26 protein-coding genes and 1 tRNA gene are annotated in these 25,498 nt (G+C 64.4%); 16 read left to right on the top strand and 11 right to left on the bottom strand.

Going from position 1 to position 25,498, the window contains the following annotated elements; all coding sequences use genetic code 11:
• Position 1: 1 nt before the first annotated feature.
• Positions 2–1,807 carry a DUF885 domain-containing protein gene (locus OU999_12195; protein ID WAC22508.1) on the bottom strand — a complete coding sequence of 602 codons (1,806 nt, stop codon included), beginning with the start codon at positions 1,805–1,807 and terminating at the stop codon, positions 2–4.
• Between the two features lie 267 nt (positions 1,808–2,074).
• Here OU999_12195 and OU999_12190 point away from each other — a divergent pair, with 267 nt between their 5' ends.
• The 5 genes from OU999_12190 to OU999_12170 all read left to right on the top strand — a co-directional run bounded on the left by OU999_12190 (position 2,075) and on the right by OU999_12170 (position 9,574).
• Entirely contained in the window at positions 2,075–3,394 is a 1,320-nt protein-coding gene (locus OU999_12190) for an amidohydrolase family protein (protein WAC22507.1), read from the top strand.
• A 34-nt stretch (positions 3,395–3,428) separates the two neighbouring features.
• Positions 3,429–4,688, top strand: coding sequence for an amidohydrolase family protein (locus OU999_12185; protein ID WAC22506.1), 1,260 nt, complete (start codon positions 3,429–3,431; stop codon positions 4,686–4,688).
• A gap of 140 nt (positions 4,689–4,828) precedes the next feature.
• A complete protein-coding gene (locus OU999_12180; GenBank protein ID WAC22505.1) occupies positions 4,829–5,314 on the top strand; it encodes a hypothetical protein in 486 nt (161 codons plus the stop codon).
• Between the two features lie 82 nt (positions 5,315–5,396).
• The gene (locus tag OU999_12175; GenBank protein ID WAC22504.1) at positions 5,397–7,679 is read left to right on the top strand and encodes a TonB-dependent receptor; all 2,283 of its coding nucleotides are present in this window, start codon (positions 5,397–5,399) and stop codon (positions 7,677–7,679) included.
• Positions 7,680–7,759: 80 nt separating this feature from the next.
• Entirely contained in the window at positions 7,760–9,574 is a 1,815-nt protein-coding gene (locus OU999_12170) for a DUF885 domain-containing protein (GenBank protein WAC22503.1), read from the top strand.
• Positions 9,575–9,591: 17 nt separating this feature from the next.
• Here the strand turns inward: OU999_12170 and OU999_12165 are convergent, their stop codons facing one another.
• From OU999_12165 to OU999_12145, 5 genes are read right to left on the bottom strand one after another with little or no spacing between them, the layout of a single operon-like run.
• Positions 9,592–9,822, bottom strand: coding sequence for a dihydrolipoamide acyltransferase (locus OU999_12165; protein WAC22502.1), 231 nt, complete (start codon positions 9,820–9,822; stop codon positions 9,592–9,594).
• Complete coding sequence (locus OU999_12160) at positions 9,822–10,859, bottom strand: alpha-ketoacid dehydrogenase subunit beta (GenBank protein WAC22501.1); 1,038 nt, start codon at positions 10,857–10,859, stop codon at positions 9,822–9,824. The genes OU999_12165 and OU999_12160 overlap by 1 nt, the downstream gene beginning before the upstream one ends.
• Entirely contained in the window at positions 10,856–11,827 is a 972-nt protein-coding gene (locus tag OU999_12155) for a thiamine pyrophosphate-dependent dehydrogenase E1 component subunit alpha (GenBank protein ID WAC22500.1), read from the bottom strand. The genes OU999_12160 and OU999_12155 overlap by 4 nt, the downstream gene beginning before the upstream one ends.
• A gap of 1 nt (position 11,828) precedes the next feature.
• Positions 11,829–12,467, bottom strand: a complete 639-nt coding sequence (locus OU999_12150; GenBank protein WAC22499.1) for a glutathione S-transferase family protein — start codon at positions 12,465–12,467, stop codon at positions 11,829–11,831.
• A 19-nt stretch (positions 12,468–12,486) separates the two neighbouring features.
• Positions 12,487–13,251 (bottom strand): SDR family oxidoreductase, encoded by a 765-nt coding sequence (locus OU999_12145; protein ID WAC22498.1) that lies wholly within the window; start codon positions 13,249–13,251, stop codon positions 12,487–12,489.
• 227 nt (positions 13,252–13,478) lie between these two features.
• Here OU999_12145 and OU999_12140 point away from each other — a divergent pair, with 227 nt between their 5' ends.
• The 6 genes from OU999_12140 (at position 13,479) to OU999_12115 (ending at position 18,431) form a co-directional block, all read left to right on the top strand.
• Positions 13,479–13,955 (top strand): DUF4345 family protein, encoded by a 477-nt coding sequence (locus tag OU999_12140; GenBank protein ID WAC22497.1) that lies wholly within the window; start codon positions 13,479–13,481, stop codon positions 13,953–13,955.
• A 91-nt stretch (positions 13,956–14,046) separates the two neighbouring features.
• Positions 14,047–15,165, top strand: coding sequence for a type II secretion system protein GspL (gene gspL, locus OU999_12135; protein ID WAC22496.1), 1,119 nt, complete (start codon positions 14,047–14,049; stop codon positions 15,163–15,165).
• Positions 15,162–15,641, top strand: a complete 480-nt coding sequence (gspM, locus tag OU999_12130) for a type II secretion system protein GspM (protein ID WAC22495.1) — start codon at positions 15,162–15,164, stop codon at positions 15,639–15,641. Before gspL ends, gspM begins: the two co-directional genes overlap by 4 nt.
• Entirely contained in the window at positions 15,638–16,357 is a 720-nt protein-coding gene (gspN, locus tag OU999_12125) for a type II secretion system protein N (GenBank protein WAC22494.1), read from the top strand. The genes gspM and gspN overlap by 4 nt, the downstream gene beginning before the upstream one ends.
• A 98-nt stretch (positions 16,358–16,455) precedes the next feature.
• Positions 16,456–18,000, top strand: coding sequence for an acetyl-CoA acetyltransferase (locus OU999_12120; GenBank protein WAC22493.1), 1,545 nt, complete (start codon positions 16,456–16,458; stop codon positions 17,998–18,000).
• A complete protein-coding gene (locus tag OU999_12115) occupies positions 17,997–18,431 on the top strand; it encodes a thioesterase family protein (GenBank protein WAC22492.1) in 435 nt (144 codons plus the stop codon). The genes OU999_12120 and OU999_12115 overlap by 4 nt, the downstream gene beginning before the upstream one ends.
• A gap of 16 nt (positions 18,432–18,447) precedes the next feature.
• On the opposite strand, the gene OU999_12110 is transcribed toward OU999_12115, so the two are convergent.
• The gene (locus OU999_12110; protein WAC22491.1) at positions 18,448–19,200 is read right to left on the bottom strand and encodes a ferredoxin--NADP reductase; all 753 of its coding nucleotides are present in this window, start codon (positions 19,198–19,200) and stop codon (positions 18,448–18,450) included.
• Between the two features lie 776 nt (positions 19,201–19,976).
• Between OU999_12110 and OU999_12105 the strand changes: the two genes are divergently transcribed.
• Complete coding sequence (locus tag OU999_12105; protein ID WAC22490.1) at positions 19,977–21,371, top strand: methyl-accepting chemotaxis protein; 1,395 nt, start codon at positions 19,977–19,979, stop codon at positions 21,369–21,371.
• 41 nt (positions 21,372–21,412) lie between these two features.
• Here OU999_12105 and OU999_12100 read toward each other — a convergent pair.
• Positions 21,413–21,489, bottom strand: a tRNA-Arg gene (locus OU999_12100).
• Between the two features lie 36 nt (positions 21,490–21,525).
• On the opposite strand from OU999_12100, the gene OU999_12095 reads away from it, so the two are divergent.
• Entirely contained in the window at positions 21,526–22,380 is an 855-nt protein-coding gene (locus tag OU999_12095) for a queuosine precursor transporter (protein ID WAC22489.1), read from the top strand.
• 33 nt (positions 22,381–22,413) lie between these two features.
• Here OU999_12095 and OU999_12090 read toward each other — a convergent pair whose 3' ends face one another.
• A complete protein-coding gene (locus OU999_12090) occupies positions 22,414–22,602 on the bottom strand; it encodes a PspC domain-containing protein (protein ID WAC22488.1) in 189 nt (62 codons plus the stop codon).
• Between the two features lie 45 nt (positions 22,603–22,647).
• Positions 22,648–22,776: a hypothetical protein gene (locus OU999_12085; GenBank protein ID WAC22487.1), complete on the bottom strand. Its 129-nt coding sequence runs from the start codon at positions 22,774–22,776 to the stop codon at positions 22,648–22,650.
• Positions 22,777–23,033: 257 nt separating this feature from the next.
• Here OU999_12085 and recF point away from each other — a divergent pair, with 257 nt between their 5' ends.
• Together recF and OU999_12075 are read left to right on the top strand one after the other, a co-directional pair.
• Complete coding sequence (gene recF, locus OU999_12080; protein WAC22486.1) at positions 23,034–24,122, top strand: DNA replication/repair protein RecF; 1,089 nt, start codon at positions 23,034–23,036, stop codon at positions 24,120–24,122.
• Entirely contained in the window at positions 24,115–24,882 is a 768-nt protein-coding gene (locus OU999_12075; GenBank protein ID WAC22485.1) for an alpha/beta hydrolase, read from the top strand. Before recF ends, OU999_12075 begins: the two co-directional genes overlap by 8 nt.
• A gap of 26 nt (positions 24,883–24,908) precedes the next feature.
• On the opposite strand, the gene OU999_12070 is transcribed toward OU999_12075, so the two are convergent.
• Positions 24,909–25,118, bottom strand: coding sequence for a hypothetical protein (locus OU999_12070; protein ID WAC22484.1), 210 nt, complete (start codon positions 25,116–25,118; stop codon positions 24,909–24,911).
• A gap of 144 nt (positions 25,119–25,262) precedes the next feature.
• On the opposite strand from OU999_12070, the gene OU999_12065 reads away from it, so the two are divergent.
• Complete coding sequence (locus OU999_12065; GenBank protein ID WAC22483.1) at positions 25,263–25,493, top strand: hypothetical protein; 231 nt, start codon at positions 25,263–25,265, stop codon at positions 25,491–25,493.
• Positions 25,494–25,498: the final 5 nt, after the last annotated feature.

Here is a 25,498-nt window from a genome sequence, read left to right as displayed (position 1 = left end):
ATCAGCCCCGTCCGCCGCCCGCCGCAATCCAGCGCCGAATCTTGGCATCGAGCACATCCATCGGCAGCGCGCCGGTCGACAGCACCTGGTGATGGTAATCGCGGACATCGAAGGCATCGCCCAGCGCCTTGGCCGCCGCCATGCGCAGCTCGCGAAACTTGAGCTCGCCGATCTTGTACGAACAGGCCTGGCCCGGATAGGCGATATAGCGGTCGATCTCGACCACCACATCGCGCGGCGCCATCGAGGTGTTGGCGAGCATATAGTCGATCGCCTGCTGCCGCTCCCATTGCTTGGCATGAATGCCGGTATCGACCACCAGCCGCACCGCGCGCAGCATCTCCATGTCGAGATGCCCGAACAGCTGCATCGAGTCGGTGAACATCCCAAGCTCGGGGCCCAGCGATTCGGCATAAAGCCCCCAGCCTTCGGTATAGGCGGTGGCCTGGCCGTGCCGCAGCAACGGGGGCAGCGCCGCATTCTCCGCTGCCAGGGTCAACTGGAAGTGATGCCCCGGAATGCCCTCGTGCAGCGTCAGCGTTTCCAGCGTCGGGATGGGCCGGGTGCCCAGCATCGACATGTTGAAAAACAGGATGCCGGGCGAAACCCCATCGGGCGGGCCAACGCGATAATAGCCGGTGCCGCGCTGATCGCCGAGCGCGGGCAGCGGGCGGACTTCGAACGGGGCCTTGGGCCGTTCATGGAACAGCCGGGGGATGGCAGGCCAGATCCGCGCCTCGATCGCCTTGAACCGGCCAAGCAGCTCGTCGGGCGTCTTGCAATAATAGCGCGGATCGGTGCGGACATGCTCGAAAAACGCCTTGAGATCGCCCTCGAAGCCGACCTTGCTGCGCACCGCCTCCATCTCGGCACGGATACGGGCAACTTCGGACAGGCCCAGCGCATGGATATCGTCGGCAGAGCGGTTGGTCGTGGTGTGTCGCGCCAGATCCCAGGCATAGAGCGCATCGCCGTTCTTCATCGCGCAAAGCCCCGGCGCTTCGGGCGCATCGGCAAGATAGGTGCCAGCAAGATAGGTCGCCCAGGCCTGATAGGCCGGATAGACCTTGCCTTCTACCGCCTTGCGGAATGCCGCGGTGATCCGCTCGCGCTCGGCCGGCTTGATGGAAGCGGGCATGCGGGTGATGCCCACCCAGAACGGGCTCTGTTCGACCGGTAGCTTCAGCATCGCCTGAACCTGGGCGAGCACGTTGTACACGATCACGCGCGGTTGCACATAGCCCTGGGCGCGGCCCTGCTTGAGGCGGCTGATGGTGCTGTCCATATAGCCGACGAACCCGTCGATCCGGCTGAGGGCAGCGTCATAATCCTGGGATGTGGCGAACGGCGCAGCCCCGCTGGAGAGGAAATCGGGGAACTCGACATGCAGGCCGAAGGACGGGTTGAGCGGCGCCATGCGCTGGATGTCGAACAGCCCGGTGTCGAACAGGGTCAGCGTCTGGCGGGTCTGATAATCGAACACGTCAAATGCGATGCGTTCAGCCTCGGGCAGGGCGGCGCGGTCGATCTGACCCAACTCGGCCAGCTCGGCGCGCTTGTTGGCCTGCAAGGTCGCGGCATAGCCATCGCTCAGCGGATCGACGAACAGCGGGCCGCCGGTCTTGCCATTGCGCGCGGCGCGCAACGGGTCGAGCGCGGCATCGGCATTGGCGCTCCGTTCCAGCAGGGCCCGCAAGGCACCCGATGCCGAGGATTCGAGCGCGAATGCGGGCAAGGAGGGCACGGCGCTGGCCGCCAGCATGCCGATCAACGTCCGGCGTGACGGTTGGAATGGCAGCATATGCATCGTGTTCCCCATTTTGTGCTTTTCGCTTGTTGCTGATCGTGTCGCACTGCAGCAATAATGCAAGCGCAAGGCGAAGACGCCAGCATATGCTCCGCAAGAGGATCAAGTCACGAAAAACGCAGGGAATTTCTCCTTTTGCGTTGTCCTTGGCGTACGGATTATGATCTTATGTTGCGTTTGGCGCAACGAATTGAGCCGGCCTTCCGCATTGTTTTCCCCGGATATTGCCGCAGGCTTGGCAGCACTTATGCAACGGAGGGTCACGGGATGAAACGAGGGCAGGGCAAGGCTGGATTCGCGGCCATATTGGGGCTGGTCGCCGCGCCGCTGACGGCACAGGCGCAGCCAGCCGCCCCCGCAGCGCCTCCGGCCCCGGTGACCGCGCTGGTCGGCGGGACCGTGGTCGATGTCGATACCGGCACTGCGATTCGCGATGCCGTCGTGCTGGTGGAGGGCGAACGGATCGTCCGCGTCGGCCCATCGGCGTCGATCACTGTACCCCCAGCCGCCAAGGTGGTGCGGATGGATGGCAAGTGGCTGGTCCCGGGTCTCATGAACATGCACGTCCATTTCGGCCTCAAGCTGCCGGGGGCTGAAGGTGCGGAGCTGATCAACGAAAAGGACGGCGAGCAGGCGCTGCGCATGGCCTCGAATGCCTATCGTACGCTGATGGCGGGCGTCACGACGGTGCGCCTGACCGCCGAGGATCGCGGGCTCGACTTCATGCTCAAGCGGGCGATCGGCAAGGGCCAGGCCATCGGGCCGCGGATCGAGACCGCAGGCGAGCTGATCGTGCCGACCGGCGGCCATGGTTCGCTCGAGGCCGATGGCCCGGCAGAGCTGAGCAAGGTCGCGCGGCAGCAGATCAAGCAAGGGGCCAGCTGGATCAAGATCGCGATCTCGGGGGGCATTTCCGACACGCATGGCGATATTGCCGCCGCACCGATGACCGATGAAGAGCTGTCGACGATCATCGAGGTGGCGCATCGCAACGGCGTCAAGGTCACCGCGCATAACGGCTCGTCCGAAGCCGCGCGCCAGGCGCTGAAATTCGGCATCGACTGCTTCGAACACGGCTATCATCTCGACGACGCGGTGCTGGCCGAGATGAAGAAAAAGGGCGTGTGGCTGGTGCCGACCATCGTGGTCAGCCAGCCGGGCGCCTATGAATTCTACCGCAAGATCGGCGCGCCCGACTGGTATCTCGATCGCGTGGCATCGACCGGCAAGGACCATTGGGCGATGCTGCAAAAGGCGATCCGGCTGGGCGTCAATGTCGCGCTGGGCACCGATCAGTTCCCGTTCGAGCCCAATGGCGGCACCACCGCCACCGTGGCCGAGGCCGAGCTGTACCAGAAGGCCGGCATGACCCCGCTCCAGGCGCTGCAGGCTGCAACGATCCGGCCCGCCGCCATGCTGGGCGTGGACAAGAACGTGGGACGCATCGTTGCCGGCCAATATGCCGATATCGTTGCGGTAACTGCCGATCCGACCAAGGACATATCGGCGCTGCGCACGCTCGAATTCGTGATGAAGGGCGGGGTGATCTACCGCAACGACAGCGCGCCTGAAACCATCGCTCGCTGATCAGGCGGGCGTGCCACCATCAAGGGGGGGTCGCATGAAATACCGGTACATCGCCTTTGCCGCATTATACGGCGCACTGGCTGCCATGCCGGCCAGCGCAGAAACCATCGCGCTGGTGGGCGGCAGCGTCGTCGATCTGGATGGCAAGGCCCCGATCCGCGATGCGGTGGTGCTGATCGAGGGCGAGCGGATCAAGCAGATCGGCCCGCGCGCATCGATCCCGGTGCCGCCCGATGCCAGGGTCATCCCGATGGATGGCAAATGGCTGATCCCGGGCCTGATGAACATGCACGTCCATCTGGCGCTCAACCTGCCGGGGGCATCGCGCATCTACAATGAAACGCCCGATTCCATGGTGCTGCGATCGCTCGACAATGCGCAGAAATCGCTGCGCTCGGGCGTGACCACGATGCGGCTGACCGGATCGGATGCCGGGGTCGACTTCACGCTTAAGCGCGCGATCGATTCAGGCCTGTTCGATGGTCCGCGTATCCATACCGCCGGCTCCTCGATCGTCGCGACGGGCGGGCATGGCAAGACCGAGGTCAACGGCCCTGCGGAATTCTCGCGCGCGGTGCGCGAACAGGTGCGCGCGGGCGCGACCTGGATCAAGCTCGGGATATCGGGCGGCATTTCCGATACCCATGGCGATATCGGCGCATCGCCATTTACCGATGCAGAGCTGACGACCGCGATCGAGGTCGCGCACCGCAACGGCGTCAAGGTGACCGGGCATACCGGCTCGCCCATCGCCTCGGAAGCGGCGATCGATGCCGGGATCGACTGTTTCGAACATGGCTATTTCCTGACGCCGCCGGTGCTCAGGAAGATGAAGCAGAAGGGCGTTTGGTACGTCCCGACCATCGTTGTCTCGCAAAGCGGGGCCAAGGAATTCTATCGCAAGATCGGATCGCCGCCCTGGTATCTGGACCGGGTGGATTCGGTCGGCAAGGCGCATATCCAGTCGCTGCGCGACGCCATTGCGGCAGGCGTCAGCATCGCATTGGGCACCGACCAATATCCCTGGGAGCCCAATGAGGGCACCACCGCGACTGTTCGCGAGGCTGAAATCTATGTCGAGGCGGGGATGACCCCTGCCCAGGCGCTGCGCGCGGCGACGATAGAGCCCGCGCGGATGCTGGGTGTCGATGGCGAAACAGGGGCGCTGAGACCTGGCTATTACGCCGATATCGTCGCGGTCGATGCCGATCCGCTCGCCAGCATCTCGGCGCTGCGCACCATCGGCTTCGTGATGAAGGGCGGCAAGGTGATCCGCGACGACCGAAAGCCGTGATGCCGGGCTGACCATTGCGGCAAACGCAACGAAACCGGATTTACAATGTTGTTGAAACAACAGTTCAACTGACGGACACTTCTCGCAACAGGGCGCCGCAACGGGCCTTGAACAAGCAACAAAATTCCAGGGAGCCTCATGTGAAGAAATCGCTGCTCATCGCGTCTGCCATCGCTGCCCTTGGCCTGGCCAGCCCTGCCGTCGCGCAGGAAAAGCCGGCCACCGATGTCGTCTCCAGGATGTTCGTCTGGTGGAACGAGGCGTTCAAGACTCCGGGTGCCTATACCCCGGAGAACTTCTCGCGCTTCTTCACGCCCGAAGCGACGCTGGTGCTGGAAGGCAAGATGGTGATCAACGGTGTCCAGCAATGGGCGACGCATTTCCAGAAGATCCAGGCCGGTGGCGGCGATGTCGAGATCGTGGTGCCGTTCAAGGACGTCTTCGAGACTCCCGACCGGGTCTACACCTATCACGTGATCCGCTCGCGCCGCGACGGCAAGACCGGCTGTTCGCTGGCTGCGGGCCATGCCGAACTGAAGGGCGGCAAGATCGCGTCCATCGTGCTGGTACGGCACACGCTCGAAGCGGGCAAAGACCCGCTCGACGCGCAATGCTGGACTAAGTGAAGCCCCGAAAAAGGCGAATTCGGAGAGGTTTGAAACACAGGAACCGGCGGAGTGCTCCGCCGGTGAAGAGGGGGTTTGTATCATGACATATCGTAGTTCTTGCCTGCGTGGCCGCAGCCGGTTCATCATCGGAACGGCTGCCACCGCCATGATGTTCAGCCTGGCCGCCGTGCCGGCCCTGGCGCAGGAGGCCGAAGAATCGGTCGGCACCACGGACATTGTCGTCACCGCGCAGCGCCGCGAGCAGAGCCTGCAGGATGTGCCGATCGCCATCACCGCGCTCAGCGCCGAGACGATCAAGGACCAGAACATCCAGAGCGTCGAAGACTATTTCGCGATGACGCCCAATGTCAGCTTCCAGTCGAACGGATCGCGCGATCGCAAGGACCTGTCGATCCGCGGGATTTCCAACCAGCTCAACCCCTTTGCCGATGTCCGCCAGTCGAGCTACGCCTTCTATGTCGACGAATTCAACGTCGCGGCGGGCACCAGCAATCCGCAGATCGTCGATCTTGAGCGGATCGAGATCCTGCGCGGGCCGCAAGGCACCTATTTCGGCCGCAACGCGGTTGGCGGCGCCATCAACATCATCACCAAGAAGCCGGTCGACCGGTTCGAGGGTGAGTTCGAGATCGGCTACAGCAGCTTTGACACCAAGCGTGCGCAGGGTGTGATCAACGTGCCGATCATCCCCGGTGTCCTCGCCTTGCGCGCATCGGGCCAGTTCGAAAAGTCCGATGGCAATATCCGCAACATCAACGCCATCGGCGGCGGCAACGACAGCGAATATTATACCGGCCGGGTCCAGCTGCGCTTCACCCCGATGGACAATCTCACCTGGGATTTCATCTACAATTATTCGGATGAAGAGGTGGGCATGCGCAATGGCGTTCCCACCGGCTTTGTCACGCGCACCTGGGCGTCGGTCTATTACGGCAAGACCGCCGGTCTGATCGGCGATCCCGACGGAGTCGGCTTCTTCCCGCAAAACAACAGCCGCGTGAACTTCAACCGCCCGCAGAGCGTGGGCACCAAGTTCGAATATTTCAGCACCCGCGCGGTCTGGGATCTGGGCCTGGCCGAGCTGACCGCGGTGGGCGGCCATCTCGTCGCCGATTCGTTCAACTTCGGCGATGTCGATGGCGGCAGCCGCGACTTCTTCTATGAAGACCTGGTGCTCACCCGCAAGTCGACCAGCGGCGAACTGCGGCTGCAATCGACGGGGACACAGGTCTTCGACTGGAGCATCGGCACCTCGCTCGGCAAGGACACCGGCGTCAGCGACCAGTCCACCTTCCACGGCGCGGCGAGCCCGCTCTGCCCCGCCGCGCGGGCCGGAAATTGCAGCGGGCTTGAAGTGACGGGCGCCGATGGCAACAGCTCCAGCCGCTATTTCGCGATCTTCGCGCAGGGCACGGTCAACTTCTCCGAACAGTTCTCCGCCACGGCGGGCCTGCGCTATTCGTGGGAAAAGGTCACCAACGTCTCGCAGACCCGGTCCAACACGATCGTCACCGGCAACAATGACCGCGCTGCCGATTTCGAGGACCTGTCGCCCAAGTTCACGCTGACCTACAAGCCGAACACCGACCTGATGTTCTTCGCCACCGCCTCGCGCGGGTTCAAGTCGGGCGGCACGCAAACCACCAACAGCGCGGCGCTGACCAATGAATTCGCGCCCGAAACGCTGTGGAACTATGAAGTCGGCTCGAAGTTCAACCTGTTCGACAACCGTCTGCGGGTCGACGTCACCGCCTTCTACATGGACTGGAAGGATGTGCAGCAGACCATCCGCTTCCAGTTCATCGATCCCGCCACGGGCCTGCTGCGCGGGGTGAGCGGCATTGCCAACGCGGCGTCGGCGGAAAGCTATGGTATCGAGGCGAGCTTCGATGCGCGGCTGACCGACAACTGGAACCTCAGCGGCAATGTCGGCTATAACAAGACCAAGTATATCGATTATCCCAATGCGCTGATCGACGGGGTGATCATCGACATTTCGGGCGAAGACCTGACCAATGCGCCGCAATGGACGCTGGGTGCGCAAACCCAGTATACCGTGCCGATCGGCGACCGGTTCGAGGCCTTTGCGCGCGCGGAATGGAATTTCCGCTCCTCGATGATCTCCAACCCGTTCTACTATCTGTACCAGAATGTCGCCGGCGAACCGTTCGAAAGCCCCAGCTATCACAACGTCAACCTGCGCCTGGGCATCGAGGACGAGAAAATCCGCGCGGTCGTGTTCGTCGAGAACCTGTTCAAGGCGGACTTCTATGCCAATGCCTATGAAAAGGCCTTTTACAGCGGCGTTCAGGTCGAACCCTCGTTCCGGATGTTCGGGGCAAGCCTGGGCTATAAATTCTGATGCCAGTCTGGGGACGGCTCTGGTCGCGGCCGTCCCCATCCTTTACCGCGTACCGGGACTAGAAATATCTGGAGCATGACATGATCGATCGCCGGGGCTTTATCGGGATGGCCGCGGCGAGCGGTCTTGCCGGGCTAGTGCCTGTGCATGGCCGCGCGCAGCAGCAGGGCGCCGACGCCAGGCTGGCGGCGATGCTGCAGCGGCACAGCGAGGCCTATCTGCGCAGATCGCCCGAAGAGGCGACCGGCAACGGCTTTGATACCGGCGCGAATGCGGCCCTGCGTGCACGGCTCGACGATCGCTCGCTGGGTGCGCGCGGCGCCGATCAGGAAGCGATCAAACAGGCGCTCGCCCAGCTGGGCAGCATCCGCGTGGCGTCGCTCTCTGCGCGCGGGCGGCTGGACCATGATGTCGCGCTGTTCGTCTATCAGACGCTCGACGATCTGCTGGGCCGCTATGGCTATGTCGACGGCAACCTACGCCCCAGCCCCTATGTCGTCAGCCAGATGAACGGGGCCTATTACTGGCTGCCCGACTTCATCGGCAGTCGCCACCCGATCGACACGGCTCAGGATGTGGAGGCATGGCTGGGTCGATTGTCGGCCTTTGCCGTCGCGCTCGATCAGGAGAGCGAGCGCATCCGCCACGATGCCGGGCTGGGCGTGATCCCGCCCGATTTCGTGCTGGTCCGCACGATCACGCAGATCAAGGCGCTGCGCGACGGCACGCCCGAGCAATCCGCGCTCATCGCCCCTGCGCTGCGCCGCGTCCGCGCCAAAGGGCTGGGCGATGTTTCGGCGCGGGCGTTCGCGATATTTCGCGACCAGATCCAGCCTGCTCTTAGTCGTCAGATCGACGCGCTGGAGGCCTTGGCCCCGCGTGCAGACGATCGCGCCGGGGTGTGGAAGCTGCCCGATGGCGATGCCTATTATGCCGCTGCGGTGCGATCGAACACCACCGTCGATACGTCACCTGCCGAACTGCACCGCATCGGGCTGGACCAGTGCCGCGCAATCACGGCGGAGATCGATACGCTGCTGAGCGCGCAGGGGCTGACCAGCGGCAGCGTGATCGACCGGATCGCCGCGCTGAACGGCGATGCGCGGTTCCGCGTCAGCGATGATGATGCCGGGCGCGAGCAGCTGCTGGCGCTCGCCACGGGCCAGCTCGACGCGATTTCCGCGCGCATGTCCGGCGCGTTCAAGCCGCATGCGATCAAGCCGATCGTCGTGCGGCGGATTTCGCCCACGATCGAGGCCGGGGCACCGGGCGCCTTTTATTCCGAAGGCGCGCCGGGCGAGCCGGGCGTCTATTCGCTCAACCTCAAGAACCCGGCCGAGCATGTCACCTGGCGGCTGCCGACGCTGACCCATCATGAAGGCATACCGGGGCACCATTATCAGGCGAGCGTGCTCTCCGAGGCACCGGCGCTGCCGCTGTTCCGGCGAATGGTCCGCTTTTCCGCCTATACCGAGGGCTGGGCGCTCTATGCCCAGCAGGTCGCGGATGAACTGGGCATCTATGAGAACGATCCCTTCGGCCGGATCGGCTATCTGCAATCGAACCTGTTCCGCGCGGCGCGGATCGTGGTCGATACCGGGCTGCATCATCACCGCTGGACCAAGGCGCAGGCGGTGGCGTGGATGGTCGAGAATGCGGGCGAACAGCCCGAGGCGACCGACCGCGAAGTGACGCGCTATGCGGTCTATCCCGGCCAGGCGTGCAGCTTCAAGGTGGGCGCAAATGCGCTGGTCGCGGCGCGCGAAAAGGCCCGGGCGGCGCTAGGCGCTTCCTTCGACGTGAAGGCGTTCCACGCGCTGGTGCTGGAATCGGGGCCGATGCCGATGACGGTGCTCGATGCTGCGGCCCAGGCGATGGGCGCGGATCCGGCCTGATCGGCAGGGCGCCGGCTTCAGCCGATCGTGCCGATCACATCGCCGATCTTGTAGGTCTCGCCCTCTTCGCCGGTGACGCGCAGCACGCCTGAATCCTGCGCCTCGATCTCGGTGGTGCTCTTGTCGGTCTCGACCGTGTAGAGCACGTCGCCCTTTTCCACGGTCTCGCCATCGCCGAACATCCATTCGATCAGGGTGACCTCGGTGACGCTCATGCCGAGCTTGGGGATGCGGATTTCGGCCGACATTATCGCTTCCATTCCATCGTCGTGCGGATCGCATCCGCGATCTCTTCCTTCTTGGGGATCCAGGCCTGTTCGAGCACGCTGGCCATCGGCACGGCGGAAAACGCGCCGCCGATGCGCTGCACCGGGGCCTTCAGTTCGTTGAACAGGCTTTCGTGCAGCCGCGAGGCAATTTCCGCGCCGGTGCCAAAGCTCCGCACCGCCTCGTGCAGCACGACCGCGCGACCGGTCTTGCGCACCGATGCGGTAACCGTCGCCTCGTCATACGGCGCAATGGTGCGCAGATCGATCACCTCGACCGAAATCCCCTGTTCGGCGAGCTGGCCTGCCACCTCCAGCGCATCGAGCACGGTGCGGCCATAGGTGATCAGCGACACGTCGCTGCCCTCGCGCGCGACCGCCGCCTTGCTCAAAGGCACGCGGTAGTCGGTGCCCGGGTCATCGGACTTGAGGCCGTAGCACAGGATGTTCTCGATGAAGATCACCGGGTCGTTGCATTCTATCGCGCTGCGCATCAGCCCCTTGGCATCGGCAGCGTTCGAGGGCGTGACGATCTTCAGCCCCGGTACATGTGCGAACCAGGCCTCCAGCATGTCCGAATGCTGGCCGCCAAAGCCGACGCCGACGCCGGTGGTGGTGCGGATGACCATCGGCACATTGGTCTGCCCGCCGCTCATGAACCGCAGTTTCGCGGCATGGTTGACGATCTGGTCCATCGCCACGGTGACGAAGTTCATCAGCATGATCTCGGCAATCGGCCGCATGCCGGTGAGCGCTGCGCCGACGCACGCACCCATGATCGCCTGTTCGGAAATCGGCGTCGCGCGGATGCGGTGCTCGCCATATTTCTCGGTCAGGCCCGACGAGACCTTGAACACGCCGCCGCCCTGTTTGGCCGCGACGTCCTCGCCCAGCAGGATGACGCCCTCGTCCGCTGCCATCGCCTCGTCGATCGCCGCGTTGAGCGCCTGGACCATGGTGATCTGTTTCACCTTGGCCGTCTTGTCCGCCTTGGCGTCCAGCGTCGCTGCCTCGCTCATGCCGCGATCTCCTCTTCGAACACATCCTTGCGGATTTCGTCCGCATCCGGGAACGGGCTGTTGAAGGCGAACTCGACCGCCGCCTCGATCTCGGCTTCCAGCCTGGCGACGATCGCGTCGAGCTCGCCTTGCGTGAACTGATGCTCGAGCATCAGCGCATTGAGCTTGGGCAGCGGGTCTTCCGCCTTCATTTCCTCGATATGCTCGGGCGGCATGTACGAGAAGTCCGCGCCGAAGAAATGCCCCATCATCCGGTAGCACATCGCCTCGATCAGCGTCGGGCCCTCGCCGGCGCGGGCGCGGTCGACCGCCTCCTGCGCGACCTGATACATGGCGAGCGCATCATTGCCATCGACCTTCACGCCCTTCATGCCATAGGCGGCGGCGCGGGTGACGATGCTGTCGACCTTGGTGTGATCGGCAAAGCTGGTATGCTCGCCATAGCGGTTGTTCTGGCACAGGAAGATCACCGGCAGCCTGTAGAGCTGCGCCATGTTCATCGCCTCGTGGAACGCGCCGATATTGGTCGCGCCATCGCCGAAACAGGTGACGGTGACCTTGCCGTCCTTGCGGTTCTGGCTGGAGAGCGCGAGGCCGTTGGCGATTGGCAGGCCGGAGCCCACCACGCCCGTCGTGACCATCACGCCGGTCGCCGGATGGGTGATGTGCATCGATCCGCCCTTTCCCTTGCAGGTGCCGGTGGCGCGGCCGGCAATCTCGGCGATCAGCAGGTCGAGCGGCACGCCCTTGGCGATCTGGTCATGCTGGCCGCGATAGGTGGTGACGAGATAATCGTCCTGGTTCAAGGCCGCCATCATCGCCGATGTCACCAGCTCCTGGCCGCGCATCGTGTAATAGATGGTGGCGAGCTTGCCGCTCATCAGCAGCGAGCGCATCTTCTCGTCGAAGCGCGCGACCTTCATCGTGCGCGTGTAGATATCGAGCAGTTTTTCCCGGTCGATGCTCATGTCATGCGACCCCTTTCTTGGCGTCGAGGCTGGCAGCAGCGCTGGGCCGCGCGGCGACCCGCTCGGACCAGGCGGTAAGGTTCGCCAGCCCATCGGGCAGCGGCTGGCCCACCATCTTGCCGAACTCGGTCAGGCAATAGAGCAGGATGTCGGCGAGCGTGAAACGATCCCCCGCCAGCCAGGTCTTGCCTGCCAGCAGCGCATCGAACGCGGCCAGGCCATCGCGCGCGCAGGCCTTCAGGCCGTCCGCGGCTTCGGGCAGGCAGCGCATCCGGCTCTGGAACATCGGCAGGCCTTCTGACCCGCGAAAGCCGGTCGTCATCGGCGCGACGACATCATAATCGAGGCGGCGGATCAGCATATTGGTCACCGCGCGCTCTTCGGCGGTGCTGCCGATCAGCGCGGGCGTTGGGAATTTCTCCTCGATATAGCCGCAGATCGCGGTGCTTTCCGACAGATAGCTGCCATCGTCCATCTCGAGCAGCGGCACCTGGCCGAACGGGTTCTTGGCGACGAAATCGGGGCTGCGGTTCTCGCCCTTCATGATGTCGACAAAGGCGCGGTCGATGACAGCGCCTTTCTCTTCCAGGAACATCAGCACGACCCTGGGGTTGGGGCCGATCGATTGATAGAGCTTCATGGCAAGCCTTTCGCGGGGATCAGAACTGGACGCGCTGGGTAAAGCCGCCATCGATGACGACATTCGCCCCGGTCATGTACGGGCAGGCGGGGCTGGCGACGAAGACGATGGCTTTCGCAACCTCTTCGGGCTCGCCGAACCGGCCCATAGGCATTTTCGCCAGAGTGCCTTCGTACAGCGCGGGGACGACGCCCTTGATCATCTCCCAGTTGCCCCCGGGATATTCGATCGCGCCGGGCGAGATGCAGTTGACGCGGATGCCCTGGCCCGCGAGCGCCTGGGAAAGCTGCGATCCATAAGTGATCAGCGCAGCTTTCAGCGCATTGAAGGCTTGGGGCGCGACAAAGGTTTCGAGCGCGGCGGTCGACGACATGAACACGATCGATCCCGTGCCCGATTCGGTCAGCGCCGGGGTCAGCACTTCGACCCCGTGCACCGCGTTCATGATGTCCATGTCCAGGCAGCGCTGCCAGTCGCCGGTTGCACCCTGGCCCGAGGCGCTGGCGGTATGGACGAAGATATCGCAGCCGCCCAGCGCGTCGAGACAGCCGTTGAGCCAGCCCTTATAACCTTCTGCATCGCCGGTAATGTCGATCGCGGTGCCGTGCACCTTGCCGGGCCCGGCGGCATCGATGGCCTTGACCGCAGCCTCCACCTTGGCCGGGTCGCGCGACAGGAAGGCGACATCTGCCCCCTCGGCGGCAAAATGCCGCAGCGATGCGAGGCCCAGGCCGTGCCCGCCGCCATTCATGATCACCTTCTTGCCCTTGAGGCCCAGATCCATCACCGCTCTCCTTGCCGCTTATGCCTTGTGCCGGGCAGGCTATCGGAAAGCGGCGCAGCCGATAACCAGCAAAAATGACAGCCGACATCCGCTGCGACCGGTGACGCGTGTTTACATGCTTTATCGGATCGAATGCCCCGTGCATCCGTTGTCCTGCCATGCTGGACACGCCTGGTGCATGTTCATAACAAGGCTGCCAAAGTCTTTGGGAAAAGGATCGACCACTCATGACCTGGGTCATTCGCCTGCTTGTCGCCGGATTCGCCGCATTGTTCGTCATCATCGGCGCGCGGGCGCTGCTCGATCCGCAGACCATCATCGCACAGTTCGAACTCGGCCAGCAAAATGCCACGGGGCTGAGCGCGATCCGCGCCGATATGGGCGCATTCTTCATCGGCACGGGCCTTGCGGCACTGGTCGGGCTGATGCCGGGTCGGCGCGAATGGCTGCTGGGCGCTGCCGCGATGGTCGCCCTGGCCTTTACCGGGCGCGTGTTCGGACTGATGAACGATCCGCTGACCGCGAACATCGCCCAGTCGATGATTATCGAAGCGATTTCGGTCGTGCTGCTGGTCGCCTCGTTCGCGATTTTGAACCCGCGCCGCATGGTGGCGGAACCGGCACCGGCCGTGCCTGAGGAAAATATCGCGCCCGACACGTTCGACCCGCAAACGAACGGTGACTTGGGCCGCCCGATTGGCTAGACGGCAGGGCAGTTGATTCTGTCGCTGACCGGGGGTTTCGCGATCTTGCCTTGGACCTGCTCGCCCGTTTCCCGGTTGATGGCAACGCGCCATGGCTGATACCGGCCTGATCGTCACCTGTCCGTCGGGACCCGATGCCGCGCTGCACTGGTGGCGTGCGGACGGCGGGCATATCGCCGCGCGCGGCCAGGATTTCACGCCGCCGTCGCTTCCAGCGCATAGCGGCGATGCGCCGGTCGTCGCGCTGGTTCCTGCCGCCGACACCGTGATCCGCCTGCTCGACATGGGCGATATGAGCGGCCCGCAGGCCGAGGCCGCCGCCCGCTACCGCGCCGCCGATCTCAGCATCGGCGGCGATGTCTTCGTCGCGGTGCGCGCGCTCGGCAAGGCGGCAGCGGAAGGCGGCATGCTGGTGCTGTGCGCCACCATCGCACGCGCCACGCTCGCCGATCACCTCGCCGAACTCGCACTGCGCGGGCTGGACCCGGATATCATCATGCCTGTCGGCCTGTTGCTGCCCGTGTCCGACCAGCCGGTCAGTGCGACCTTTGGCGATCTGGGCGTGGACCGGATGGGCGATCTGGTGCTGCCGCCCGACGAGGCGCTGGCCGGCTTGCTGCTGGGCGAATCCGATCCTGTCGTGCTCGATGCTGACGCGCGTGATGCGGCGATGCTGGCCGCATTGGCCAACCCGCCGCTCAACCTGCGCCAGGGGGAATTTGCCCGCCGCACGCCGCTGCTCGCGCTCGCGCCTGGCCAGGGGCACATGCTCGCCTGGCTGCTGGGGGCGTTGGTGCTGGTCAGCCTGGCGGTGCCATTGGTGGAAATCGGCAAGCATTATCTGGGTGCAGACCTCGCGCAGCGGCGCGCGCTTGCCAGCGCGCAACGCCTGGTCCCCGAAGCGACCGACGTCGCGCAGGCCGAAGCGCAGCTCGATACCAGGCTCGCTGCGCGCGGCACAGGCAACAGCGTGGCCAGTGTGCCCTTGTCCGGCCTGCTCTCGGCGATGCAGCCGGTGCCCGGCGTGGTCATCCGCCAGGCCGATTACCGCCCCGGCGGCATGATCGGCGCGATGATCGCAGCGCCGCGCGTCGAGGACCTGAACGCGGTGCTGATCGCGCTGCAGAATAACGGCTACAAGGTCACTGCCGCCAATCGCGGCGATGCGACCGGCCAAGCGGTCGCCGATATCACGGTGCTGGCGCCATGACCGAAGCTGCCAAGAACTGGTTCATCGCGCTGTCGCGCCGCGAACAGATCCTCGTCGGCGTCGCTGCGTTGCTGGCAGCGGGCGTCATCGGCTTTTTCGGCATCTATACCCCGCTCTACAGCCTCGCCACCGACGCCAAGCGCAGCTTCTATGAGGCGACGATGCAGGCCGGGCGGATCGACGCCAAGGCACAGGCGCTGTCGATGCCGGCAGACAAGCGCCCGGCCGAAGCGATTGCCGCGCTCAGCCTGCTGCTCGCCAGTGAGGCAGGCGAGCGCGGGTTCACGCTCGATGCCAATACGCCGCAAGGCAATGACCGCGCAGAGATTGCCATCGGTTCCGCTCGTTCGACCGCGTTCCTGGCCTGGCTGGCCGATCTGGAACGGCGCGGCGTGGTGCCCGAAACGCTGGTCGTGCGGCGGATGGACAATGGCACCGTTTCGGTTTCCGCGCGGCTGATGAAGATCGGCGGATGAGCCGGAGCGCCAGGCGGACGGTGCTGATCGCGCTGGCGCTGGTTGCAGCGCTGCTGGTGTTTCTGCCGCTGCGTATCGTCTTCGACATGGCGGGCCTGGGTGCGCGCGGGGTCAGCGCCCGTGCGGTGGAAGGCAGCATCTGGTCGGGAACGGTGCGCGATTTGCGGATCGGCAAGCTCAGCCTGGGTGACCTCGATGCGGGCCTGTCGCCGCTCGGTCTGCTGGGCGGCGAACTGGTGCTGGACATGACCCGCGCCGCCGATGCAACGGGTCAGCCGCCGCTGGCCTTCAAGCTGGCCAGGAACGGCGACAGCATCGCGATGCGCAATGGCCTGGGTGAGATTGCGACCGCCGATCTGTTCGCGCCGCTGCCGCTGCGCAGCATCAGTCTGGACGGGGTCGACATTGCCTTTGCCGGGCGCAATTGCGCCGCCGCATCGGGCGCGGTGCGCGTGAATATCGAACAGAGCCTGTTCGGCCTGACGCTGCAACGCGGCCTCAGCGGCAATCTGCGCTGCGATGGCAACGCGTTGCTGGTGCCGCTGAAGGGCCAGTCAGGGCTCGAGCAGATGGACATAAGGATCAGCGGCAATGGCCGCTATGCCGCCGATTTCCGCCTGGGCGGACTGGCGGCGAGCGCTGCGCCTGCGCTTTCCGCGCTTGGCTTCCGCCAGCAGGGCGATGCGATGGCGATCCGGATCAACGGTCGGTTCTGATGGACGGCGGATGAGCGGCAGTGATCAAGCGGGATTCCTGCGCTCGCAGGAGTGACGGCTAGAACTAAGACAAGAAAACGACAACAGGAGAGAACGCCATGACCCTTGACCCCAACACCCCCGTCCTGATCGGTGTCGGCCAGGCGGTCGATCATTGGGATGGTAGCGACGCCGCTGCAGCGCCCAGCCCGCAATCGCTGATGCAGCGCGCTGCCGAGGCTGCGCTTGCCGATACCGGTGCAGGCGATGCCGTGCGCGCGGCCATTGATGTCGTCACCGCCGTGCGCCATTTCGCCGATAGCGCGCCCGGCATGGTGCCCGAAGGCACGGGCGGCTGCGACAAGCCGCCGCTGGGCCTTGCCCGGCGCATCGGCGCAAACCCCGTCCGGACGATCTATTCGATCGTCGGCGGCCAGAGCCCGCAGTCGCTGGTCAACGAATTTGCCGCCGCGATCCATGCCGGCGAGGCGCGCTGCGTGCTGCTGTCTGGCTCCGAAGCGATTGCCGCTGCCAAGACCGCCGCGCGCAAGGGCGTGGCGATCGACTGGAACGAGGCGATCGAAGGCGAGATGGAGGATCGCGGCCTGGGGCCGATGCTGCTCGACAGGCATGAGCTGAAGAACGGAATCGGCGCGCCGATCCTCACCTATCCGCTGTTCGAGAATGCCCTGCGCGCGCGCCTGGGCCGTAGCAAGGCCGAGCATGTCGCGGACATGTCGGCGCTCTGGGCGGATTTCAGCAAGGTCGCCGCCGCCAACCCCTATGCGCAATTCCCCAGGGCAATGAGCGCCGATTATCTCGCCACGCCATCGGAGGGCAATTATCCGGTCGCCGACCCCTATCTCAAATGGCATGTCGCGCAGGATGCGGTGAACCAGGGTGCGGCCGTCATCCTGACCAGCGTCGGCCAGGCCGAGGCGATGGGCGTGCCGCGCGCGAAATGGGTGTTCCTGCACGGCAGCGGCGAGGCGATGGACAAGCCGGTCAGCCTGCGCACCGATCTGTCGCGTTCGCGCGCGATCGAGGTATCGCTGAACGGCGCGCTGGCCAGTGCGGGCAAGTCTGCCGCCGATATCGCGCATTTCGATATCTACAGCTGCTTCCCGGTTGCGGTGCTGCTGGCCGCCGAGACGCTGGGCGTGGACTGGCGCACCACGCCGCTGACGCTGACCGGCGGGCTGCCGTTCTCGGGCGGGGCGGGCAACAATTACTCGATGCATGGTATCGCGGCGATGGTCGAAACGCTCCGCGCCGACCCCGGCAGCTTCGGCCTGGTGCTCGCCAATGGCGGTTTCCTGTCCAAGGAGGCGGTGGGCATCTACAGCACCAGCGCACCCGAAAACTGGGCTCCGGTCGATCATGCAGCCATGCAGGCCGAGGTCGATGCCCAGCCCTCGCCCGAGCGGCTGGAGGAGGACGCGAGCGGCGTGATCGAGAGCTATACCGTCGGCTATGCCAAGGGCCTGCCCGCGCGCGCCGTGGTCATCGCGCGGACCGACAAGGGTCGGATCGTTGCGCGGCCCGATGATGCGGACAAGGCGGGACAGCTGGCCGCGCTGGTCGATCCGGCGCACGACCCGATCGGCCGGACGGTGACCATCCGGCATGCAGAGGGCGTCAACAGCTTCACGGTGGCGGCATGAGCCGGCCGGCCCGCCCGGTCCGCGCCCAGTTCAGCGCGTTCACGCAGATCAGCACGCGCTGGTCGGACAATGACATCTACGGTCACGTCAACAATTCGGTCTATTATTTCTGGTTCGACACTGCGGTGAACGAATATCTGATCAAGGCGGGCGCGCTCGACATTCATGCCGGCGCGGTGATCGGGCTGGTGGTGGAAACGGGCTGCGCCTATTTCGCCCCCACCGCTTTTCCGGACCGGATCCATGCAGGCATACGGGTCGATCATATCGGCACCAGTTCGGTGCGCTATGCGGTGGGGCTGTTCGCCAATGACGAGGATGCCGCCGCCGCAGCGGGGCATTTCACCCATGTCTATGTCGACCGCGAGACCCGCCGCCCGGTGCCGCTGCCCGATGCCTTGCGCACCGCGCTGGAGGCTATCCGGGCTTGAGGCTTAGCCCCTGATATCAGCCAACGAACGCGCGCTCGAGCACATAGGTGCCCGGCTTGGACTGCGCGCCTTCGACAAAGCCGAGCGATTCGAGCAGCGCACCGGTTTCCTTGATCATCGCCATGCTGCCGCACAGCATGACGCGATCGGTTTCCGGATCGAGCGGATAATCGCCCGATTCGATGCGCGTGGTGATGCGGCGGTTCTCGTCCACCCAGGTCGGGCACTTGGTCACCGAGCAATCATAGACGAGCTGCTTGGCGGCTTCCTCGGCGACGAGCGGGTCGTCCTTGAGCTTGCTTTCGAGCATCTCGCGATAGGCCAGGTCCTGGATCTGGCGCACGGTGTGCTGGACGGTGATCTGTTCGAACCGCTCATAGGCTTCCGGATCGCGGATGATCGACATCCACGGCGCAAGGCCCGTTCCGGTGCCGATCAGGTGCAGCCGCTTGCCCGGCAGCAGCGCATCGAGCGTCAGCGTGCCGGTGGGCTTGCCGCCGAGCAGGATCTCGTCACCCGGCTGGATCTTGTAGAGGCGGCTGGTCAGCGGGCCATCGGGCACGATGATGCTCAGGAATTCGAGCGATTCGTCCCACATCGGCGAGGCCACCGAATAGGCGCGCAGCAGCGGCTTGCCATCGACCGTAAGACCCAGCATCACGAACTGGCCGCTGACGAAGCGGAACGAGCTCGGGCGCTCGACGGTGAAGGAGAAAAGCCCTTCGTTCCAATGGTGCGTGGTCAAAACCTTGGCGGGGGTGAAAGCCATTATGCGTCCGATGAACTGGAGGATCAAAGTGCCGCGCCTAGCAGCATCTGCGCGCTAGTGTGAGGAAGGATAATTTTCCAGCGGAAAAATCTGGCTTGGGGCTCGGCCTTGCTGTCGGACCATGCGACCAGCCATCGCGAGCAGAGGGCGCAGCTTCAGCAGAAGATCATCGTCTGAGTACCGAAGATGATCGGCACGCTGATGGCGAATCAAACCCCATCGTCCGGTTCGAGGCGGACGGAATGGGATCCTGCGCGGTCTGATTCACGCATTCCGCGGGACCTCGCGACCTCCGGACAAAATTTTTTTCACGCCACCAACCTGCCAGTTTGAAGAGCAAACCAGCCGCGTCAGTGCCCATTTTCAGCTCCCCAGCGCAATTCCCCCAGATCGATGTTGATTTGAATTGTTCGGCTTCATGCCAAGTAAGCCGCAGAGTATCCGTGTTAATCATTCACATCTCTATACCTTCATTTACCCGCAGATATGGTGTCCACTGCGCTTTACACTTGAGGTGCTTCCCGATTTTGGCGCCATGATCTTGCTTGCCGAAAAATACAAAGAAATAACAGCAATTTAATGCGTTGGGGCGGCTTGGTCGCAGCCCCTTATGCGATGTTCGGCACTGGGGCGAAAAACCACCAGAATGGTGCTTGGCTGGACGGCCCGGCCCCTTCACCCCGCCATGATCGTTAACCGGCGCTTATCGTTTGCGCGCCAAGACCTCGCGGCGACCTCATGATTGAACCACTATGTCCGTTGAGTTGAGGACCGCCATGATTCATCATTTCTATGCCCACCTTCCGATCCGCAAAAAGTTCGACTGGATCCTGGCCGTATTGACGGTGCTGACGTCGATCCCGTTGATGATCAGCCTTGCTGCCCTGTCCGTGGGCAAGGGCGGATCGGTTGCAGAGATTGCGGTCCAACTGGCGGTCGTCGGCAGCGTTATGGGCGTTATCCTGCTCGCCAAGAAGCTGATCTGTGATCCTTATGTAACGACGGTCGTCCGCATGGAGGGGCTGGCTGCAGGCGAACTGGAGCGGCAGATCGAGTTCACGACCCATCAGGACTGTGTCGGTCGCATGGCGCGGTCGATGCTCGTGTTCAAGGACAACGCGGCCGAGCGCGCGCGTGCCGATCGCATCCTGCAGACGGTGGTGACCGAAGTGACCACCGGCCTGCAGCACATGAAAAACGGCAACCTCACCTACACGATCAGCGCCGAATTCGATGTCGAGCATGACCAGTTGCGTCAGAATTTCAACGACACCATGGGTCAGCTCAGCAGCGTCCTGAACCAGACCGCGAGTGCGGCTGCCAATGTGCTGACCGGCGCATCGGAAATCCGTTCCGCATCCGACGATCTGGCGCAGCGCACCGAGCAGCAGGCTGCCAGTCTCGAGCAGAGCGCCGCTGCGATGCGCGAGGTCACCTCCATGGTGCAGCAGACCGCGCAGAATGCGGCGGAAGTCGGCAAGCAGGTGAGCGAAGCCCATCAGGCCGCGACCGAAGGCGGGCAGGTCGTCCACCGCGCCGTCGCTGCCATGGGCGCGATCCAGAAGTCGTCGGGCGAAATCAACAGCATCATCGATGTAATCGACGGCATCGCTTTCCAGACCAACCTGCTGGCGCTCAACGCAGGGGTGGAAGCTGCGCGCGCCGGCGATGCGGGCAAGGGTTTTGCCGTGGTTGCCAACGAGGTCCGCGCACTTGCCCAGCGTTCGGCCGATGCGGCCAAGAACATCAAGGAATTGATCAACGCATCGACCGCAGGCGTGTCCGATGGCGTGGCGCTGGTCGATGAAACCGGATCGGTGCTTGTGCAGATCAGCGACCGCGTCGCCGCGATCAACAGCCGTGTCGCCGAAATCTCATCGTCCACGCAGACCCAGGCGCTTCGCCTCCAGCAGGTCAACACGGCGGTGGGCGAGATGGACAAGATGACGCAGCAGAACGCAGCCATGGTTGAGGAATCGAACGCGGCAGCACGCAGCCTGGCCGAGGAGGCAACCGACCTTTCCAAGGTGGTCCAGCGTTTCCACACGGGCCAGCAGCATTCTGCAGATGCCGCGCCGCGCAAGGCGCGCCGTTCAGCGCCCGCGCGGGTGCCGATGGTGTCCGGCAATCTGGCGTTGAAGGAGTCCGAGGAAGACTGGTCCGAATTCTGATCGCGCATCGGCGCCGCCTGGACGGGTCAAGCCCGCCCCCCTGGCGCGCCCTGCAGGAGTCGAACCTGCGGCCTCAAGATTAGAAGTCTCGTGCTCTATCCAGCTGAGCTAAGGGCGCGCTTGGGTGGTGGGGGCGCAATAGCGGGCTTTGCAGGTGCGTGCAAACCGCGATATGGCAGGCGTGATGCACAGCTCCTCTGCCGAACCCGCCACAACCAGCCACAGCCTAGAGACGGGCGGCGGCTTCGACCCCGCCACGCACCGCTTCCGCTATTATGATTTCGTGATGGCCGCGTTCGTCACGGTGCTGCTGCTGTCGAACATCATTGGCGCATCGAAGCTTAGCGAGGTCACGATATTCGGATCGACCTATCTGTTCGGCGCAGGAATCCTGTTCTTCCCGCTGGGCTATGTGATCGGCGATGTGCTCACCGAAATCTATGGATATGCGCGGGCCAGGCGGGTGATCTGGGCGGGCTTTGGCGCGCTGCTGTTTCTGGCATTCATGAGCTGGGCCGTCGTCGCGATGCCAGCGTCGCCGGGCTGGTGGTGCGGCGCTGCCGATATGGTGGTGATGAAGAATGCGGGCGGTGGCACGACCGACACCGGGCCGATTTGCCAGGCCACCTATGAATCGGTCTTCGGAAGCACCTGGCGGATCGTGGTGGCATCCACGCTCGGCTTTTGGGCAGGCGAGTTCGTGAACTCGGTGGTGCTGGCGCGCATGAAAGTATGGACCGCAGGCAAGATGCTGTGGAGCCGCACGATCGGCTCGACCGTCTTTGGCCAGGCGGTAGACAGCCTGGTCTTCTATCCGGTCGCCTTTCTCGGCATCTGGAGCACAGAGCAGGTCGTCACCGTGATGATCACCAACTGGCTGCTCAAGGTGAGCTGGGAAGTTGTGCTGACGCCGGTGACCTATGCCGTGGTCGGCTGGCTGAAGCGGCGCGAGGGGGTGGAGGTATTCGATACCGCCACCGATTTCACGCCGTTCAGCACGAAGGTCTGATCGGGGGCTGGCCCGGCATCGGCTGCCTCCCGCTCAGCGGTCGGAAGCGATCAGGCCGATGACCAGATAGATCAGCACCGGTGCGCCGATGCCGAACAAGGCGGCGAGCACGAAGGCGATGCGGATCAGGTTCACGTCCCAGTCGAAATAGTTGGCGATGCCCGAGCAGACGCCCATCAGCTTGCCGTTCGACTTGTCGAGATGGAAAGAGCGGTTGTTCATGTTGGTTTCCCTTTAAACCGTGAAGATGGTGAGAGCGTCAGGCGGTCAGATGACCATCACCGACATGGTGCCGATTTCTGCAGGACCTACGCTCAGGCCGATGAAAAGTGCCGAGGTGGCGAGAGCGCAGATGGCAGCCAGAACGTTGGTGTTGAAGGTCGAGAACGAGAGCATGATGTTGTCCTTTCAAGGTGTTTCGGTGTCCCTTCGGACTGTCCGTCGGGAGATGCCAGATACGTTGCACAGGGCGTGCCAAACCGAAAAACCTATGTATTTCAGAAGATTATACGCGCGGGCACAATTCTTGCTCCCAGCTGAATGCGAAGGTTTGGGAATATTCACGATGTTTTGGGATCGCTTGGGTCGCGCGCGCCGGGCCCTATGCGATTTTGCGCGCGGTCAGCGTTTCAAGCCGCTATAGCGGGCCGCAGATGGCGCTTTCCTCCCTCTCTCTCACCCAGTTCCGCAACCATGAGGCGACCCGGCTTCAGGCGGGGGCGCGGTTCAACGTGATCTGGGGCGATAACGGCGCGGGCAAGACCAATATTCTCGAGGCGATATCGCTGCTCGCGCCGGGCCGGGGCATGCGCCGGGCCGCTATCGAGCAGATGGCGCGCCAGCAGGGCCCCGGCTGCTTTGCCATCGCCGCTGCGCTGCGCGAGGAAGAGGTGCGCATCGGCACCGGCACGGCTGCGGACAGCCCGTCGCGGCGGCAGGTGCGCGTCAATGGTGCGGCGGCGGCGGCCAACAGCCTGGCCGACTGGCTGGCAGTGGTGTGGCTGACCCCGGCAATGGACCGGTTGTTCCTGGAGAGCGCTGGCGGACGCAGGCGGTTTCTCGACCGGCTGGTGCTGGCGCTGCACCCGGCGCATGCCCGCCATGCTGCGCGCTACGAGGCCGCGATGCGCGAGCGCAACCGGCTGCTGGCCGCCGATCGTCCTGCCGATCCGGGCTGGATCGACGCGCTGGAGGTCCGCATGGCCGAGCATGGCGCGGCGATCGCGGCGGCGCGAGCCGATACGCTCGAAGCGCTCGACGTGCAGATCGGGGCGCTCGAGGCTGGGCCCTTCGCCCAGCCCACACTCGCGCTGGAGCGCAAGGGGCCGAGCGATGCGGACGCGCTGGCCGCGGCGCTGCGTGCAGGCCGGTCGCGCGACAAGGCCGCGGGCCGCGCGCTGGCCGGGCCGCACCGCGATGACCCGATCGTCACGATGCGGCAGAAGGGCCAGGCCGCTGCGCTCTGTTCCACCGGCGAGCAGAAGGCGATGCTGATCGCGATCATCCTGGCGCATGCCGATCTGGTCGCCGAGCGGCGCGGCAGCCGGTTGATCCTACTGCTCGACGAGGTCGCCGCGCATCTCGACCCGGCGCGCCGCGCAGCGCTCTATGAGCAGCTTGCCGACCGATCCGGCCAGGTATGGATGACGGGCACCGATGCCTCGCTGTTTGACGCCGTACCGATCGCAGGCCGCGCCAACTGGTGCGTCAGTGCAGGGGTGGCGAACATCGGCGATGGCTGAGGCACAGATCATCTATTTTCACGGGCTGCCGGGCAGTGCGGACGAACTCGGCCTGTTTGGCGCGGACATCAAGAGCCGCACCGACGGATTCCATGTCGTGGCGCGCACCGGATCCGGCGCGGGACATTCGGCTGCAGATTACTTCGCTCAGCTCGCGGACGACATTCGGCACCTGTTTCCCGGCGTGCCGCTGCACCTGATCGGTTTCTCGCTGGGGGCGAGCGCAGCGCTGCGCACCGCGCCGCATCTGGGTGCGCAGGTGCACCATATCGATCTCATATCAGCAGCAGCCCCGCTCGACCTTGGCGACTATCTGGGCAGCATGGCGGGCGCTCCGGTGTTCCGCATGGCGGCAGCGAGCCCGCTGATGTTCGGGCTGATGACCAGAATGCAGGCGGCCATGGCAAGATGGCTGCCCGCGCAGATGTTCAGGATGCTGTTTGCCACGGCGCAAGGGGCCGATGGTGCGCTGGCAGAATCGCCCGCATTTGAGGCCGCGATGCAACAGGTGCTGCGCGCCGCGCTGAACGAGGGGTCTCAAGGCTATCGCCGCGAAATCCTGCATTATGTCGGTGACTGGTCCGCGCTGCTGGCCGAGGTCGATGCGCCGGTGGCGATCTTCCATGGCGAGGAGGACAATTGGTCACCGCCGGCCATGGCAGACGATCTGGCGCATAAGCTCAGCCGATGCGTGCAACTGGAAAAGCTGCCCGGCCTGTCCCATTATTCGGCGCTGCAGGCCTATCTCTCCCGGCGCTGATGGCCCGTCTGCCCAGCGGGCAGGGATCAATGCACCGTGCCGATGCTCTGGTCGATCGTCAGGATCACCAGCAGCCGTTCGATCTGGCGCCAGTGGCAGAAATGGATGTGGTTGCCGCGTGCCCGCGCCGCCTCGGCCCGGTCGGATGCCTCTATCCCGGCCGTTTCGCCATAATGCGAAAGCAGCTTGCAGGCATCGTCATAGGCTTCGCGGCTTCCGATATACGGCAGGTTCATAGGGGCTCGTCTGTCCTTGTCGTTATGGCCGCACCCGACGCTGGCGGGCGTCTGGTTGCTGATACAGACGGGCGATGGAGGAACGCTCAACCGCAATGGTAAACCGCGCGTTAGGGTCTGACGTTTGGAAACCGGTGTGATTGCATGTGGCAAATTCCGGCCCGCCATGGCATGGGCGCGGGCATGGTCAATGCTTCTTCTGACAAGGCGCCCCCTCCCGCCCGCGCTGGCGGCGTGTTCATGGCGATTGGGACGCTGGCCGGCACGGTGATCGGCGGATTTCTGGGCCAGCCCTCGATCGGCTTTCTCGCAGGGCTGGGCGGCGGCGCGGCGCTGCACGGCGCGATCTGGTACATGGACCGGCGCAAGCGCTGACCCGC

Origin of the sequence: Blastomonas sp. SL216, from assembly GCA_026625625.1 — a bacterium.
Taxonomy (GTDB): domain Bacteria; phylum Pseudomonadota; class Alphaproteobacteria; order Sphingomonadales; family Sphingomonadaceae; genus Blastomonas.
Note: the sequence above shows the minus strand (reverse complement) of the source record. Positions and strands in the feature narration are given on the sequence as shown.